Here is a 16,233-nt window from a genome sequence, read left to right on the forward strand (position 1 = left end):
AGGGCGGACACGTCCCGAAGGCGTACCGCTGCGGAGCGGCCTCAGGATAGGCCCAGTTCCCGGGAGCGGAGATGAATTAGGTTATGCTAATAGATCTTCGCGCCCTCCTTTGGTCCGCTCGTGTACGTGAGTCCGCCCTCCTCAACGCATAGCTAATCGAGCGGGTACCGGCACGGCAGCGCAGCATGGTTATTGCCGAGGGGTGCGAGATCCAGATCCGGGCGCGCAAAGCGGCCCTAGTGGCCTGAGTTAGAAGAGGTTTGACAGTTTAGTCGGGTTTGCGGATCGTTAGGTGCTTCCTGATGGAGGTGCGCCATGTCGCGTGGTCCAAAGGTCGTCTCTCTCGATCTCAGCGAGCAGGAGCAGGGTGAGATCCAGCGCCTGCTGCGCCGACACGGGACCGGGCAGGCGCTGGTTTCGCGCCTGCGTATCATCTTGGCCTGTGCCGAACCGGGCGCGACCAACCTGGGGGTGGCTAAGGCGCTGGGGGTCACCCGCCAGACGGTGGCGCTGTGGCGGGCCCGCTTCGCCGCGCATCGGCTGGAGGGGCTGGTCGATGCACCACGCTCCGGAGCGCCCCGCAGCATCGACGATGAGGCCGTCGAGCGCCTTGTCGCCCTCACTCTGGAAGAGGCACCGGCCAACGCCACGCACTGGAGCACCTGCACGATGGCGCGCCGTACGGGCATGAGCCAGAGTGCGGTGTCACGCATCTGGCGCGCCTTCGGTCTGCGGCCGCACCAGGCCGACACTTTCAAGCTCTCCGCGGATCCCGCGTTCGTCGAAAAGGTGCGCGACGTCGTCGGCCTCTACCTCGCTCCACCCGATCGCGCGCTGGTGCTGTGCGTCGACAAGAAGCCGTAGATCCAAGCGGTGCAGGGTACGGCTGCAGCCTTTCCCCTCCGGCCGGGCCGGGCCGAGTGCGTGACGCACGACTATCGCCGGCATGGCACGCTCGACCTGTTTGCCGCCCTCGACGTGAAAGCCGGAACGGTGATCGGGAGCTGCAAGCCGCGTCATCGCAGCGTCGAGTTCCGCGCCTTTCTGGAGCAGGTCGAGAGCAGCGTCGCACGCGATCTGGAGGTGCATCTCGTGCTCGACAACCTAATGACGCACAAGACGACCCTGGTGCATGACTGGTTGGTCCAACACCCGCGGTTCCACCTCCACTTCACACCGGCGAGCGCGTCGTGGCTCAACCTCGTGGAGTGCTGGTTCTCCGTTCTGAGCCGGCGTCGGCTGGAGCGCGGTGCGTTCACCAGCACAGAGGATCTGGAGGCCGCGATCCGAGACTACATCACTGAGACAAACGCTCATCCCAAGCCATTCGTCTGGACCAAGTCAGCCGACGCGATCTTGGCCAGTATCGCTCGCTTCTGCACGCGGACTTCTAAATCAAACCACTAGAGCATGATCGTCAGCATGTGATCGAGGGCGTGGGTGAACGTCTCGTGATCGGATGGTTCTGCGTCAGCATCAGCTCCCTATGCCTGATATGCGTCTGCAGAAAATAGACCACCTTGACGTCCCGTCTGGGCCTCGCGCCCCGCAGGAATATCGAGGCTCTGCGCGACCCGATCCTTGAAGTTGAAGAGGATCTGCCACGTCGTAGGCTTCGATGATCTCGTAAGCGCTCGCGCCGCCTGCGAAGAGCGCGTCGATCGGCTCCGCGTTCTGCACGGTGCCCTCGTGATACAGCGGCCAGAGGCCATCATTGTAGATGTCAGGGAAGCGAGATCTTGCGCGCGTAGGACATCACCTTGTCCTCGCCAGCCACGGTCGAAAACAGCCCCTGGCTTGCTCCCAGGGCTCATAGATGTAGATGTCGGCCAGAGTTGTCGCGCGAATGAAGCCGTCATAGCTGTCTTCGCCGCAAGTGATTTTATAATTATTGAAATTTTTGATCTGATTTTCGAAAATGTCGCGTGTCAGCGCCGGACGATTTTCTTGACACCGATACCCTGGCAGTTCGCATAGATGACGACACGCATGGCCCGTTCCGGCTTCCAGGCTTCGATCACGTACGGATGATGGCGGTCGATGGGCCCATCTCCGGCCCACGATAGTCAAAATACCTCTCGCTGGCGATGCAGGCCGAGCGGTCGAGCGTGAGGATCGCGGGGCGCAATCCGCCGGGACGCCGGTGCTTTGCTGACCGTCGAGGCCGCCCGCGCCTCAGCCGTCGCAACCGGGTTGATGGGGACGGATCGCGCGTCGCAGCTCGGGGATGGCCCGCGCGGAGCGGTGGCGGAGAGAGGCGCTGCGCCGGCCGGTTCCCGCCGCCGGGCTGGGACCCGCGCGATCTGGGCCGTTTCCGGCCGCAGGCAAGGCAAGCCAGGGCGACTTGCACGCGAACTGCCTGCCCGCGATCCAGCGAGAATCGCGCGGGCGCTTGACGACCCTAGGGTTGCCGAGCACGTGGGGTGATCGTCGAAGCCGAGATGCAGCCGCGCCACGCACGACATCCCGAACGGCCGAACGCATCGCCGGTGCGCCGCGGCCTCCAGCGCGTTGAGGATGAAGGATCATGGGTCCAGCTATCAGTATGGATACGGCAGTCGTAACCTGCCGTCGCGATCTGGGACTCCTGAGCCTCATGCTCAAGAGTTACTCCCGGTTCTGCCGGACCGAGGGGTCTCTGTTGATCTTCCACGATGAGGACGATGGCGACGCGATCCGCCGGATGGACCTGCCGCCCCGACATCGGCTCATCGCGAAGCAATCCCTGGGGATTCCCGGCGACGACTTCCGGCGTCAAATGGCGATCAAGCTGAACATCGATCTCTACAGTGACAAGGACTACGTCTGGGTCATTGACTCGGATTACCTGCTGCTGGATTTCGTCAGCGAGAGCGATTTTTTCGCGCAGGGTCGGCCGATCTGGCTCATGCGTCCCTGGGACAACGAACCGAGCCTGCGGTGGCGGAAGCCGACGGCGGACGTGCTCGGCTTCGATCCGCCGCATCAGTTCATGGACCGAGCGCAATACGTCTTCGCGCGCCCTGTCCTGCAGCGCATCCGGGAGGCGATCCCAAGGGAGAAAATTTTCCATCCGGGCATGCCGCCGAGCGAGTTCATGATCTACGGCGCGTTCGCGCACCGCTATACGAACGATGCCTATGAATGGCGCTTCGTCGACGATGCCGCGCCGTCCCTCAGTTACGAAGTGAACCAGCGGCCTCCGACCTACGCCGAGTTGGACCCGCATGTCGGACTCTCGGCCGCGGCGGGCAGCAAATACTGCGTTTTCTGGTCCTATTGGATCCTCTCCGAGATCAAGATGGTGGAGTTCCTCAGGGATGCGTGCGCGGCGCATGGGATCGACGATGCCGGCCTGAAGGCACATCTCGATGCGGAACTCACGGCTTCGCGTGACCGGCTGATCGAGCGCCTGTGCGCGGATCGGGAGGCAGTCGATGCCGACCGCCGTGCGAAGGACGAGGTGATCGAGCGATTGTCCCGCGAGATCGTGGCGATCAATGAGGACCGGTCGGCCAAGGATGAACTGATCAATCGTCTGGTCAGGGAAATCGACGTGATCAATGACGATCGCGAAAAGAAGGACCACGTCATCAGGGTGCTCAGCGGCGGCCAGTAGCCAGCACCCGAGCGGGCAGGCCCCGGGCGCCCGGGCCGGCGCGGGAGGTCTGGCTGCCCTCAGATCTCCGCGAACGCGCCGGCCAAGAGGAGCGGCCGGACCGTCCGGTACGTTTGCCCGAAGGCCAGCTTCAACAGCACGTCGGACCGGACGAGACAGCATCCGACGGGCACGCCGGGATCCCGCACCACGCGGCCGAGTGACCGCACGCGAGAGCGATCAAGGAGCAGCAGGGCCGTCTGCGACCAGGAAATCCTGGGGGCGATAACGATGTCGGCCCCGGGCCGGGCGCGGATCGACGTGCAGATGCGTTCGAGATCGTGGTCCTGCGAGAAGGCCGGATTCGAAACCAGAAGCGACCACGCGCCCGAGGCGATCTCGGCGAAGGATTGCAGAGACGCGACCTTGTCGACGGCATCCCCGAGAGGCCGGACCTTGATCCGTGCGTCAGAGCCCCTGTAGGACATCGCCGTGTCGATCACGTCGGGATCGAGCCGGGACGACACGATCAGGCAAATCTCACAAGCGAGGGATCCGATCGACAGGACATCCTCGACGAACCGTGCGAGTTCGGCCGATCGGCAAGAAGTCAGATCGACGAAGATACTGACCCGATGCTGGGCGTCCGTCGGATCCTGTTCGGCATCCGGCGTAGCGGCACGCGCGGGAGCCGGGGCCGCGCTGTTGCCGGACAGGTGCCTGACGAAGGCGGGGAGGTCCGCCTCGAAACGCAGCTGCGCGACGCGGTCGGCAATGGCGCGGCCGATTCGCTCCGGCGAGAGGATCTCCTGCACGTGCCGCGCCGCACGCGAACCGACGGCTTGCGCCGCCGACGGATTGTCGGCCACGTAATTCATGAGCTCGCTCAGGTGAGGCACGCTCGGATCCGCCCACACGCTCCCAGTCTCGTAGGGGAAGGGAGCCTGGCCTGTCCTGACCAGCTCGTATCTCACCAGGAAGCTGCAGTCCTCAAGGGTGAAATCCGTGTTCCCCGAGTACGACGTGGCGATGACCGGTTTGCCGTCCCGCATATACTCGGCGATGTTGAGGCCGAATCCTTCCGCGCGGTGCGCGGAGACGAGGCAGTCCGTGCTGTCCAGCAGGTTCTGGAGGGCCGCCGGCGTTAGGAGATCGGAGACGACGTGGATATTCCGGTCGGGGGCGATCGCGCGCAGCAGGTCATCGACCTCGGCGCGGTTGTAATGCGCGGAGTGGAATTTGAGGAGAAGATGGACATCCTCGCGGTGCGCAAAGCTGGCTCGGAAGGCCGCTATGACGGCCTGCGGGTTTTTCCGCTCGAGCTGGCTGCCGACGTCGAAGACGCAGACGAAGACGAACCCGTCCGGTCTGTTCCAGACCTTCGGAGCGTCGGCCGGGTCCAGGCGCGGGGTTAGGGCGGGCCTGATGGTCGTCACCGGGAGGGGGGACACGGTTGCGATCGCGTCCCGATTGAAGTCGCTCAGCGCCCAGATCTCATCGAGATTCTCGAACCTGTCCTGCCAGTCCGGCCGGAAGGTGCTGAGTTCCCAGGCCCAGATCGCGATGTTGTAGGCATCGTCAAATAAGGTCTGCCCGAACTCGGACATGAATTGCTTGATGCCGATCGCGTTGACTTGGATGACGTTGATCCGATAGGGCGCCGCCGGCTCCGCGTCCTGCGGATCGATGTGAAAATGTCCGTCGAAATACTCGTAATTGACGAGGCGCAGCGGCAGGTTCGCGGCCCGAAATGCGGCGCGGTATCCCCGTGCCGCGGCGCCAAGTCCGCTCTGCGAGGACAGGGGCGCATAGAAGTTCACGCCCAGCGGCCGGCCCAACAATCTGGCGATGCAGGTGCGCCGCCGATACGCCGGCCCTTCGCCGATCGTCCGGCCCTCCCGGCGCCCGTGCTGCAGCCAGTGGTCATGCGCTGCGTTCAGATCATGGCCGAACGCCGCCTGAAGGTCCGGGTGCGCGTTCAGGTATGTGATGGGATTGAACGCCGACGCGGGCGACCAGACGGACGTCCCGGCGGCCGCCAGATCCCGCAGATGCTTGCCGATGGTCGGCCGCAGGCCTTCGGTCTCCTCGCGCCTGCCCAGCGCTTTCCAGTGCTCGTCGGCAGACTTGAATGTGCCATCCGCGATGGCGCGCCGGACGTCGGGGTTCAACGCGAGATAGAGATCCTCGTCAAAGGCGTGCGGCATGCGGGTTCCTGTGACTGGGAGCCGGGAGGCTTCGAGGGAGCGTCGACGGGGCCCGCTCCGGCCGGAGGCCGGGCATGTGCGTCGTGCGCAGAGGCCCGCCGGATCCGGCGCCTCATCGCTGCGGCCCGAATCTCAGACGCTGGCCGCGTCGACCGGCCTTTTCACCTCGCGCGTCGCCACCGGTATCGGAGTGCGCCGGGGGTGGGCGGGCCGCCCCCCACTCGAGTCCGGCGCCGCAGGTTGCACCCTAAGGGGCTGATGCGAGACGTCTGAGGCATGACTGCACCACCTCGTACCGCGATTTCCCGCCGTCCTGCTCGGCGTCAAAGCCGGGCAGAGCGTGGAAGAAGTCGGATTCGGTGCTGGTTAGATGTTCCGAGACGAGCTGCCTACAATATCGCTTCGTGATGTCGTTCGCCTCCGCGATGCCGCGGGTGTCCGGCCGTGTCGATAAACCTTCAGGATTGACGTAATACGCGACATGTGGAACGTTCGATTTGAAGAAAGTCTTTCCTGCAACTTGGCACCGCATCCAGAACTCGTAATCGCCGGCTGATTTGTAGTTCGTGTCGAACAGGCCGAGTTCGTCGTGGAGGCTCCGCCGCCACATGGGGGCGTTGTGCGGGCTGTTGAACTCCAGCAGGTTATAGCGGCTCACGACCGGCAGATTCGTCGCGAAGCCGCAGCGGCGGATATCGTCGAAGCTGAGATCGCGTTCCATCGCGTAGAACACGTCCTGATAGACCACATCGACGAAGGGCAGAGTCTGGAGCGCTGCGGCCTGGATCTCCAACGACTCGGCGGCACGGCAATCATCCAGGTTCGCGTTAGTGAGGAATCGGCCGGTGCTCTTCTCTACGGCGTAGTTCCACGCATCGTAGATCCCGATCCTGTAGTCGATCCGATGATAATGGATGTTGGCGTGCTTGGCCTGATAGGGCCGTATGATGCTGATCTCGTCCTCTGGTGAGGCAGCATCGACGATGATCAATTCGGAATCTTCGAAGATCGTCTGTGACGTGATATTTTCCATGAAATTCTTGATATATTTGGCCCCTTTGTACATGCTTGTGATGATGCTGACTTCCGGTTTAGCCGAACGGGAGTACGGCAACCGGGGATGGCGACGTGTCGTGTCGAAATCGGCCTTCGGGTCACCCCGTAGCCGATCCCGCCGCTCGCGCCACCGGTCGATCGTCAGGTTCTCTCTCTCGCCGTACAGATGCGCGACATGGGCTTGCGCGAGCCCGAACTGCGCGCGAGTCGGGTTTAGCTTCTCGACCGCCGCGTAGTTGAAAAAGCTCTCGATCAGGTCCTTCCGCCCGACTGTCTTCTGCACAAGCGCGTTCGCGTAATGCTCGACCTCCCGGGGGGTGGCGCCGCGGCCGAAGGCGATCTCGAACAAGAGCTGCACGAACTGACCCTCCGGCAGGAGAGCCAGATCCGGCCGGTGCCGCAGCTTCTGGGCCTCCTCCCCGAACTCGATCGTCTCAATAATGTCGCTGAGGCGGCTGCCCTGCGCCTTGAGCGCCATGTATTTCAGGTACTCGTCGTCCCGAGGCGCCCGACCCAGAAACCGGTCATGGAACATCAGGAGATAATCGCGAAAGTCGGCTTCGGACAGCGCGACCGTGCCGTCCGGGGTCGCTGATGACAGCGCCGGCGCCGCCTGTCCCGCGAGGTCGCGGCTGCCTTCCAGGGCGGCCTGAATCGAGCTGTAATCGAGCCCCAATTTCAACTTGCGATGCCAGGCCTTCTTTTCAGGCCCGGTGGCGTCGCGCCCGGTGGTGGCGAAGAAGATCTTCCGGAGCAGAGCCTCGAAGATGGTCTGCGGTTCGTTCCGATATTCCTCCGCGAGGGCATTCGGCGCCCGGCCTTCCTGCACCCCGAAAGCCAGGTAGTGCTCGACGGGGTCGCGGCCGGCTTGGGCGATGTCTGGATAGCGCCGCAGGTACCAGGCCACGTCGATCCGGTGCGCCAGGAGCCGTTGAACCTCGGCGGCCTCGTTGGGGAACCGGCCCTCGAAGCGCCCCTTCAGGATGTAGTGGTCGATCGGGTCCTGGGCCGCGTCGATCTCACCCGCATAGCGCTCCCGGTACCAGACAGGATCGACTTGCGTCCGCAGCACGGCGCGCTCCTCGGCAACCGCGTCAGGAAAGCGGCCCTCCGCTTGGCCGAAGCGGAGATAATGATCTACTGGGTCCATGTCCCCAGCGCCGACATCGGGGTAGCGCTCTCGGTACCAGACCGGATCGACCTGGGGGCGCACGACTGCGATCTTCTCGGTGGCCGCGTCGGGGAAACGGCCCTCCGCCCGGCCGTAGGAAAGGTAGTGGTCGGCGGGATCCATGTCGCTTGCGGCAACGTCGGGATAGCGCTCGCGGTACCAGACCGGATCGACCTGGGCGCGTAGGCTCGCGGCGTCCTCTGCCGCCGCATTCGGGTACCGGCCTTCGGCTCGGCCGTAGGACTTGTAGTGATCGGCCGGGTCTTGGCCCGCCGCCGCGACGTCCGGGTACCGCGACAGGTACCAGGCCGTATCGACGTATCCGGGCGCGTCAGGAGGATGGGTGTTAGGCATGGGTTCGACTCTTGGCAGGACGGGGCAATCGGTCTGAGCGGAAGGGGGCGCGATCCGTCGCGGGCGGTCTGCCTAAAGTATGTGGATGCGGTCGATGGCTTTCAGGACCTGGGCAGCCGGGACTCGGTAATTCGCATGGAAATGGTGTACCGCTTCGCCCGCCACCGTAGTACCGCGAATAAAAACCAGTCTTGCCTGACTCGACTCGATCATACTGGTGTATCCGCGAAAATTGAACGACAGATTTTCATGAATAAGAGCGATAACTTGCGCCTGATGATTGCAGAAAATGCAGTTAGTCAGCGCAGAACTTGCTGATCCGACGATTGTGTCGGCCGTGTGATAGATTTTGACCTGATCGACGAAGGACAGTGTCTCGGGATAGACCACCTCGAAACCCTGCCGGGTCAGCACTTCGATGATCTCCGCCTCGTTGAGGAGCTGGCGCTGCGCGAAGCCGCGGCGAGAGAGAACGATCTTGCGCCCTGACGGCCGCAGGTCGACACCGCGGGAGGCGAGCCGGTCCAGCACCGCGCGCCGCATGCCCGCCAGGACATCCTTCGGCCAGATCGCGTCGTAGACCGGCATGCCGGGCCGTGAATCGAACGGGAAGAAGGTCGGCACCGGGGCGACGCCGAGCTCGCGGAACCGCGTCGCCTGTGCCGACAGCGGCAGAATCGGCCGATCGCGCTCGTCGAGCAACTCGACGATCTGCCGATGCGTCTCCGGCATGTGGTCGTCGATGCAGATCGGGAAGTCCGCGGGGCAGGCGGGATCGTTGAACCAGAGCATGCGCGGCACGAACTCGAGCAGCCAGTGGCCATAATTCTTGCTCTGGAGCCCGAACATCATCAGCCCGGCATCGAGCGTGCGCGTCTCGGCCGGCTCCTCGACCAGGGCCCGCTTCGCGCCGTAGACGGCCGTCATGATCTGGTCGGGGTTTACCCCGTCCTTGATGTCGGCGATGCCGCTGAGCGGGTGGGCGGCGAGATCGTAGATCAGGCGGTTGCCTTGAAGCACGAGATTGCTGCGCGGGAAGGTCAGGCAATCCTTGAACCGCGCGATGTATTGCGGCGGCGCGTCGAGGGATCCGCACGCTGAGGTCAGCGCCACCGGCCCTTCGAGAAAGGCGATCTCCGGCTCGGCAATCCGGCGGGCCCCGAGCAGCTCCCGGTATTCGCCTTGCCCGTCCGCGGCCGCTTGGCGGGCGGACACAATGTCGTAGATCCGCAGCGGCCCGAGCCCCAGGACGTGCCGCGTCCGTTCGTGGAGCGTCTGCGCCTCCTCGTGCCGGCCCGCCTCGGCCAGGGCGTTCATCTGCAGGATGCGCAGGTTCCGGATCTTGCGCTCAAGGGTGTCGCCGTCGATCGTCAGCGCCTGACCGCCCAGCTGGTCCCGCGCGATCCGCGCGAGCAGGTAGCTGCGCACCGCGCCTTCGGCGTCCCCGGCGAGTTCGTAGTCCCAGGCGATGTGGATGAGCGACGGGTCGTTCTGCCCGTGATCCCCGGCGGCCGCCTTCGCCGCGCGCAACTCCTGGAGCAACCCTTCCACCGGATCGAACGCCTTGCGGCGGCAGAGATCGAGGATGCGGGTTCGGATGGCGGCGAGCCGATAGGCCGCTGCGGGTGCAGGCGTCACCCGGGCCGCGAGGTCGTAGGCACGCGCCGCGAGGTCGAGCCGGTTCTCGCCCATGAACCGGAAAGCCAGCGTGGCGAGGTGCTGCGCAGCGACCGCCGGTCGGCTGTTCGTGAGTGCGGACAGGCCGTCCTCGATCGCGTCGAGCGCAGCGGCGCCGTTCGAGGGATCGGCCTGACTCAGGATACGCCGAAAATCGCCTTGCATCGTCCTCGACCGTTCCTCTCGGCCCGGGCCCACCGTCGCCGCTCAGCGGGCCGCCAGAGACCGCTCCACGCTGCCGCAGACCGCATCGATCTGCGCCGGCGTGATCGCCGGGAAGAACGGCACCCCGATGGCGCTCGCGGCCGCCGCGGCGGTCCCCGCCAGCCCGTCGTGCCGGCAGGTCGCGAAGGCGGGGTGCGCCTGACAGCCGGTCCCGTACCAGCGCCGCCACTGGATCCCGTCCGCGTCGAAGCCTGCCGTCACCGCATCGGCGGTGCCGGGCTCGAACAGGGCGGTGATCGTCATGGTCAGCCAGTCCCTGCCGAAGCCCGGCTGCATGCGCACGCCGATCCGCTCGAAGCCCGCGACATAGGCGAGGGATGCGTCCCGCAATTGCTGGATGCGCGCCTCGAGCCCGTCGAACACCGCCAGTCCGACCGCGGCGGCGTATTCCGAAATCCGGTAATTGCCGCCCCGCACCTCCGACACGCGGCTGCTCGCCGAGAAGCCGAAGCCCGTCATGGCGGTGGTCTGGGCGACCAGATCGGTGTCGGTGGTGAGGATCGCCCCGCCCTCCCCGATCCCGAGCGCCTTGGTGGCGTGCAGGCTCACGCAGATCGGCTGCGCGCCCACGCGGTGCAGGTTGAGCGTGGCGGCGGCGGCGTCGAACACCACCGGGATGCCGTGCGCCGTCTCGAACGCTTCCCAGGCGGCGACGTCGATCGGCGCGCCGTAGGGGCTGACCACCACCACGGCGGCGACATCGCCCCCGGCCGCCGCCAGGGCCCGGGCGGCAATGGCCGGCGTCAGCGCCAGCGTCTCGGGATCGACATCCGCGAAGAACGGCTCCAGGCCGACATTGACCGCCGCATGCGCGGTGGCGACGAAGGTGTAGGCGGGCATCAGGCAGAGCCGGCCCTTCCGACCGGCGATCCGGTAGCGCAGGGCGAGCTCGATGGCCGTCGTCCCGCTGCCGGTGATCGTCGCCGCCACCGGCGCGCCGTCGGCGCGCTCCGAGACGAAGCGGCAGAGCGTCTCGGTGAACGCCCGGGAGAGCGGACCGTAATTGCTGTAGATGTGCGACTGATCGATCCGGCGCAGATACGGGACGATGGCATCCGTCTCCGGCAGGCTTGGAATGAGCACGGGGATCATCGTCGAGACACGTCCTGACTGTCTGCTGCCACCATCCTCACGGGCATGCTAAGGTGACGCGCCCGCTATACATGGCCGGACAGGACCGCGGAAGGCGGCGATCCGGATGCCGGCCCCTCCCCGCCTAGGCGCGCCGCAGGGACCGCGCCGGATTGCCGAACACCGTCTGGCCCGGCGCCACGTTCCGGATCACGACGGCGCCGGCGCCGACCACGGCGTGCGCGCCGATCCGCATCCGCGGGATCACGCAGGCCCCGGTGCCCAGGAACGCGCCCTCCTCGACGCGGACATGCCCGGCCAGGTGGACCCCAGGGCTCAGCGTGGCGAAATCCTCGAGCACGTCGTCGTGGGCGACGGTACAGCCCGGGTTGACGAGGACGTGCTCCCCGAGGCGCGCATCCGTCGTGATGGAGGAATGGCCGAGGATCACGGCACCCGCGCCGATCCGGCTGCTCGCTCCGATCAGCACCCCCGGATCGATGATCGAGGTGAACTGGGCGCCGATCTCCGCCCGAAGATGCGCGACCGCCCGGGCCCGGGGCCCGGGCTCGCCGAGGGCGACGACGAAGCGCAGGCTCGCGTCGCCCGCCAGGCTGCGCACATCCCGAATCACGGGCCGGCCCCGAAACGTCTCCGGCGCGTCGATCCCGGGATCGACGATGCTGGCTTGCAGCTCGATCGCGGTCCCGTGCGCGTTGAGGCGCTGCAGGGCGTCGACAATCTCGCGGGCGAGCGCGCCGGCGCCGTACAGGACGAGGCGGACGGTCATCGTGCCCGGATCCGGGATCGGATCCGTCCGCGGCCCGAATGCAGCGTGTCGTTCCGGTCGTCGTCCATGCGCGGGGATCCCTGCCTGCCCGGTGCCCTGCCCTACACGAGACCGCGTGCGCCCTCCAGCGCCGCGTCCGCCGGCCCTCCCAGGCGAGGGGCATTCGGATATCTCGTCACGGCACGCTGGTTCCAGTACACCGCCCGCGAGGGCGCGCCGGTCGACCGGCGCGCGGACGGGCAGGGTCGATCAGGCGCGCAACCGACATGAGGCCGACGCAGACCTTCATCGACCTGATCCGGACGGTCCATCGCGACAACGCGCCGGACGTCCTCGCGCAGATCCGCACCCTTGCCGCCGAGGAGCGCGAGCCGGTCCGGCGCGGCGCGCTGTGCCGGCACCTCGAAACCCTCGCGTTCCGGCTTGAGGGCGACGAACGGCTCGGCGCCGCCGCCGAGACCTATGACCTGATCGCCGCCCTGGTCCCCGGCCCCCGGGCGCGCTGGACGAGGGCCGCCGCCACGGCGCGCCTGCGCGACCTGTGCGAGCGCGGCCGGTTCGCCGAGGCCGAGGCTTACATCGCGGGCCTGCGCGCCGACGCCGAGGCGCCCGTGCTGATCCAGGACGGGCTTGCGACCCTGCTGCGGCTCGGATGGGCCTACGAGTGCCGGAACCAGCCCGAGCCGTGCCTCCATTGTTACCGCCTCGCCTACGACCTCAACGGCGGCGACGCGGGCGTGACGACGGAGGACGGAGACCGGCTCAGCACCAAGGTCAAGAACCTGCGCCGCCTGCTCCTCGACACCCTGCTGGAGGACGGGCGCTTCGACGCGGCGATCGCGCTCCACGCGGCGACGCGCCACGTCACCGGCTCCGGGCCCCTGGAGGCTTACGACATCGTCTCCGTCCAGGCCCTGGCGGCGGCCGGCGGCGCCCGCGTCATCACGGTGCTCCCGGAGCGCCGCATCGCCGCGCCCGATCTGCGCTTCTGGGAACCGCCCCCGGCCCTCCGGTCGGAGGCCGGCAGCCTGGACATCCCGGCCCAGTACCTCGCTTTCCTGGAGGGCGCGCGCGCCTTCCCGCGCAGCAACGTCGTCATCGCCGGCGGCAAGCTCGTCTACGACCTCGCCGCCCATCCGCGGCGCCCGGACATCCTGCTGCAGGACGGCCTCAACCCCGACCAGATCATGACCGCCGCCTTCGGGGCCACGCGGGCCCTCGTCGAGGTGCCCGAGGCCGAGCACACGATCGCGGCCGGCCTCATGATGTTCGGCCTGCAGAGCCGGAACTACGGGCACTGGTTCTGCGAGTTCGTGCCGCGGATGCTCTGCTACAACGACCCGCGCTGCCCCGACGGGATCCCGCTCTGCATCGACGACCACATGCCGGGGGCGCACGCGGAGATCCTGGGCCTTCTCGACACGCGCGACCGGCCCGTGATCGCGCTGCCGCCCAGGCCCGTCGCGTTCGGGCTCCTCGGGATGGCGCCGGTGCCGGCCTTCTTCCCCTTCGACATGAAGCCCGGCCGCCCCTTCTACGACACGGTCTGGCCGGCCGACGTCTTCGGGGCGATCCGCCAGCAGATCCTCGACCGCGCCCGCGCGCGCGGGGCCCTCTCCGGCCGGACCGACCGGCGCCTGTTCATCTCGCGCAAGGCCTTCACCCAACGCGCCCTCGTCAACGAGGCGGAGATCGCCGAACGGCTGCGCCCCCTGGGCTTCGAGGTGATCTATCCGGAGACGCTGACCTTCCTCGAACAGGTCGAGGCCTTCCATTCCGCCGAACTGGTGGTCGGCTCATCGAGTTCGGCGCTCAGCAACGCCCTGTTCTGCCGGCCCGGGTGCCGGATCCTCGGCCTGATCCACGAGGAGCTGTCCTTCAACTTCCGGGGCTATGCCAGCTTCATCGAGGCCGGGGGCGCGCGGATCCTGTTCCTGCGCGGCCGGACCCTCCCGCGCCCCGGCGTGCACGCATTCCACGTGAGCTATACGGTCGACCCGGGGCGGGTCGTGGCCGCCGTGGCCGCACTCGAGGCCGAGGTCGCCACCGGCGCACCGGCCGGCTTTTCGATCGCGGCTGCGGACGATCGGCCGATCCGTGTGCCGGATCGCGGTGCCTCCCGGCTGCAGGACAAGCGGACCGTCGGGCCCGCGCGCGTCGACCCAGTCCGGCTTGCGCGGGTCAGGACGCTCGCGGCCGGCCCCCATGCGGGCGCGGAGGCAGGCCTGTGCGCCCTGGAGGCGGTGGCCTACGTCGCCGGCGAGCCGCATTCGGATGAACCCGCCTGCGCGTCGCCCAGCATCGCCGCCTTTGTCCGAACCTGGAGCGATCGCCTGCCGCAGGATGCGCGCGATGCCCTGATCCTGCCGCTCGTTCCGCGCTTGGTCGGCACCCGGGGCTCGGAGGCCCTGGAGCGCCGGCGGGTCGCCCTGGTGGCCGATTGGCTGATCCGCACCCACCTGCCGGCGTGGTTCCGCCTCGCCAAGCTGAACGTGGAGGGGGACGAACTGGCCGACCTGCCCGAGGTCGAGGACGTCGCCCAACTCGTCTCCCTGTGCGATCACCTCAAGCGCGCGCGCAAGCGGGCGGCCGTCGCCAACCTGACCCTGCGGCAGACCGGCTCGGCCGTTCGGGGCGCGGCCTGGGACGCGGCCCATCAAGCGGCCTGGGGCGCCGTTCGGGACGCATTGGAGGCCGCGGGCCCGTCAGTCCTCGCCGCCGGCTGGGACGCGGCCTACGCGGCCGCCTACGCGGCGGCCCGCGCCTGCGGGAAGGCGCCCCTCGAACCGACGCGGCAGGCGCTTCAGCGCTCGGCCCTTGCGCTGGTCGAGCGCATGATCGAGGCCCGTGAGCGCGATCCCGCCGATCCGGGCCGGCGGCCGGAAGATGCCCTTCCGGCCCCCACGCCGATCCAAGACGGCGCTGAATGTCGGCCATGAGTGACACCCGGCAGGGCCCGCAGCCGCTCGATCCCGCCGGATCCGGTCAGCCCGCGCCGTCCATGGCGGGGCTCCGCTGCCTCGTGCTGGGCGGCGGCGGCTTCCTCGGGCTGAACCTGTGCAACCGCCTCGCGGCGGCGGGGGCCGAAGTCACCTGCTTCAGCCGCAGCCACATCCAGTCCGAGGTGCTCGACCGACGTGTCGCCCGGGTCACCGGCCAGTTCGCCGACCGCCTCGCGATCGCCAACGCCGTCGAGCGTCAGGACGTCGTCTTCCACCTGATCGCCGGCTCGATCCCGGAAAGTTCGAACCGGGATCCGTCCGCGGAACTCGCCGCCGCGCCGATCGCCACCCTGCATCTGCTCGAGATCTGCCGCTCGGCCCGGATCAGGAAGCTCGTGTTCTCGTCCTCCGGCGGCGCGATCTACGGCATTCCCCGGGCCATCCCGATCCCCGAGCAGGCGCCGACCGACCCGATCTCGGCCTACGGCATCGGCAAGCTGATGATCGAGAAGTCGCTCCACCTGTACCGGCATCTCCACGGGATCGACTACCAGATCCTCCGGATCGCGAACCCGTACGGCCGGTTCCAGCTCGGCACCAAGCACCAGGGCCTGATCGGCAGCTACATCCACCGTGTCCTCTTGGGCCTGCCGCTGGAGGTCTGGGGTACCGGGGAGGTGGTGCGCGACTTCCTGCACGTCGACGATGTCAGCGACGCGTTCCTCGCCGCGGTGTCCTATGACGGGCCGCACAAGGTGCTGAATGTCGGGAGCGGCAGGGGCCTGAGCGTCAACCAGATCATCGCCGAGCTGGAGGTCGCCTTCGGCCGGGATCGCCTGCCCTGCATCCACAAGCCGAGCCGCGCCGCCGACGTGCCCGCCAACGTCCTCGACACCGCGCTGATCCGGTCCGAGCTCGACTGGCAACCGCGCGTCGCCCTGCGCGAGGGGCTCATCAGCACCATCGCGTGGATGCGCGCCCATCTCGCCGAGATCGGAGCGGGCGCTGCGGCGCCGCACCCCGCCCGTGAGGGATGAAGCGCCCGTGACCGCCGTCGCGGCCGACGGCGCGACGGAGCCTGTGCGGCGGGCTTGATCGTCACGCCGCCCCGGAGCGGCCACGTTTGTCGTCGACAGCGCGACCTGCGAGCCGCACGGAGACCG

General features: G+C 67.4%; 8 protein-coding genes and 1 pseudogene. 4 read left to right on the forward strand and 5 right to left on the reverse strand.

Annotated features, from left to right (window positions below):
- Window positions 1–315 precede the first annotated feature (315 nt).
- Both A3862_RS25170 and A3862_RS25175 read left to right on the forward strand, forming a co-directional pair.
- Window positions 316–1,407: pseudogene (locus A3862_RS25170) on the forward strand (IS630 family transposase).
- Window positions 1,408–2,596: 1,189 nt separating this feature from the next.
- Window positions 2,597–3,598, forward strand: coding sequence for a hypothetical protein (locus A3862_RS25175; protein ID WP_124263018.1), 1,002 nt, complete (start codon window positions 2,597–2,599; stop codon window positions 3,596–3,598).
- A 59-nt stretch (window positions 3,599–3,657) separates the two neighbouring features.
- Here A3862_RS25175 and A3862_RS25180 read toward each other — a convergent pair whose 3' ends face one another.
- The 5 genes from A3862_RS25180 to A3862_RS25200 form a co-directional block, all read right to left on the reverse strand.
- On the reverse strand, window positions 3,658–5,748 hold the full coding sequence (locus tag A3862_RS25180) for a glycosyltransferase family 4 protein (RefSeq protein WP_164706400.1): 2,091 nt from the start codon (window positions 5,746–5,748) through the stop codon (window positions 3,658–3,660).
- Window positions 5,749–6,031: 283 nt separating this feature from the next.
- Window positions 6,032–8,365 carry a glycosyltransferase gene (locus A3862_RS25185; RefSeq protein ID WP_043756257.1) on the reverse strand — a complete coding sequence of 778 codons (2,334 nt, stop codon included), beginning with the start codon at window positions 8,363–8,365 and terminating at the stop codon, window positions 6,032–6,034.
- A 72-nt stretch (window positions 8,366–8,437) separates the two neighbouring features.
- Window positions 8,438–10,207, reverse strand: a complete 1,770-nt coding sequence (locus tag A3862_RS25190) for a glycosyltransferase family 61 protein (RefSeq protein ID WP_052083566.1) — start codon at window positions 10,205–10,207, stop codon at window positions 8,438–8,440.
- Between the two features lie 42 nt (window positions 10,208–10,249).
- The gene (locus A3862_RS25195) at window positions 10,250–11,359 is read right to left on the reverse strand and encodes an aminotransferase class I/II-fold pyridoxal phosphate-dependent enzyme (protein ID WP_043756255.1); all 1,110 of its coding nucleotides are present in this window, start codon (window positions 11,357–11,359) and stop codon (window positions 10,250–10,252) included.
- A gap of 124 nt (window positions 11,360–11,483) precedes the next feature.
- Window positions 11,484–12,128, reverse strand: coding sequence for a NeuD/PglB/VioB family sugar acetyltransferase (locus A3862_RS25200; RefSeq protein ID WP_051976374.1), 645 nt, complete (start codon window positions 12,126–12,128; stop codon window positions 11,484–11,486).
- Between the two features lie 266 nt (window positions 12,129–12,394).
- Between A3862_RS25200 and A3862_RS25205 the strand changes: the two genes are divergently transcribed.
- Both A3862_RS25205 and A3862_RS25215 read left to right on the forward strand, forming a co-directional pair.
- Window positions 12,395–15,067, forward strand: coding sequence for a glycosyltransferase family 61 protein (locus A3862_RS25205; RefSeq protein ID WP_236961522.1), 2,673 nt, complete (start codon window positions 12,395–12,397; stop codon window positions 15,065–15,067).
- Window positions 15,064–16,107 carry an NAD-dependent epimerase/dehydratase family protein gene (locus tag A3862_RS25215; protein ID WP_051044846.1) on the forward strand — a complete coding sequence of 348 codons (1,044 nt, stop codon included), beginning with the start codon at window positions 15,064–15,066 and terminating at the stop codon, window positions 16,105–16,107. Before A3862_RS25205 ends, A3862_RS25215 begins: the two co-directional genes overlap by 4 nt.
- Window positions 16,108–16,233: the final 126 nt, after the last annotated feature.

It is taken from the genome of Methylobacterium sp. XJLW (assembly GCF_003254375.1).
Lineage (GTDB): Bacteria > Pseudomonadota > Alphaproteobacteria > Rhizobiales > Beijerinckiaceae > Methylobacterium > Methylobacterium fujisawaense.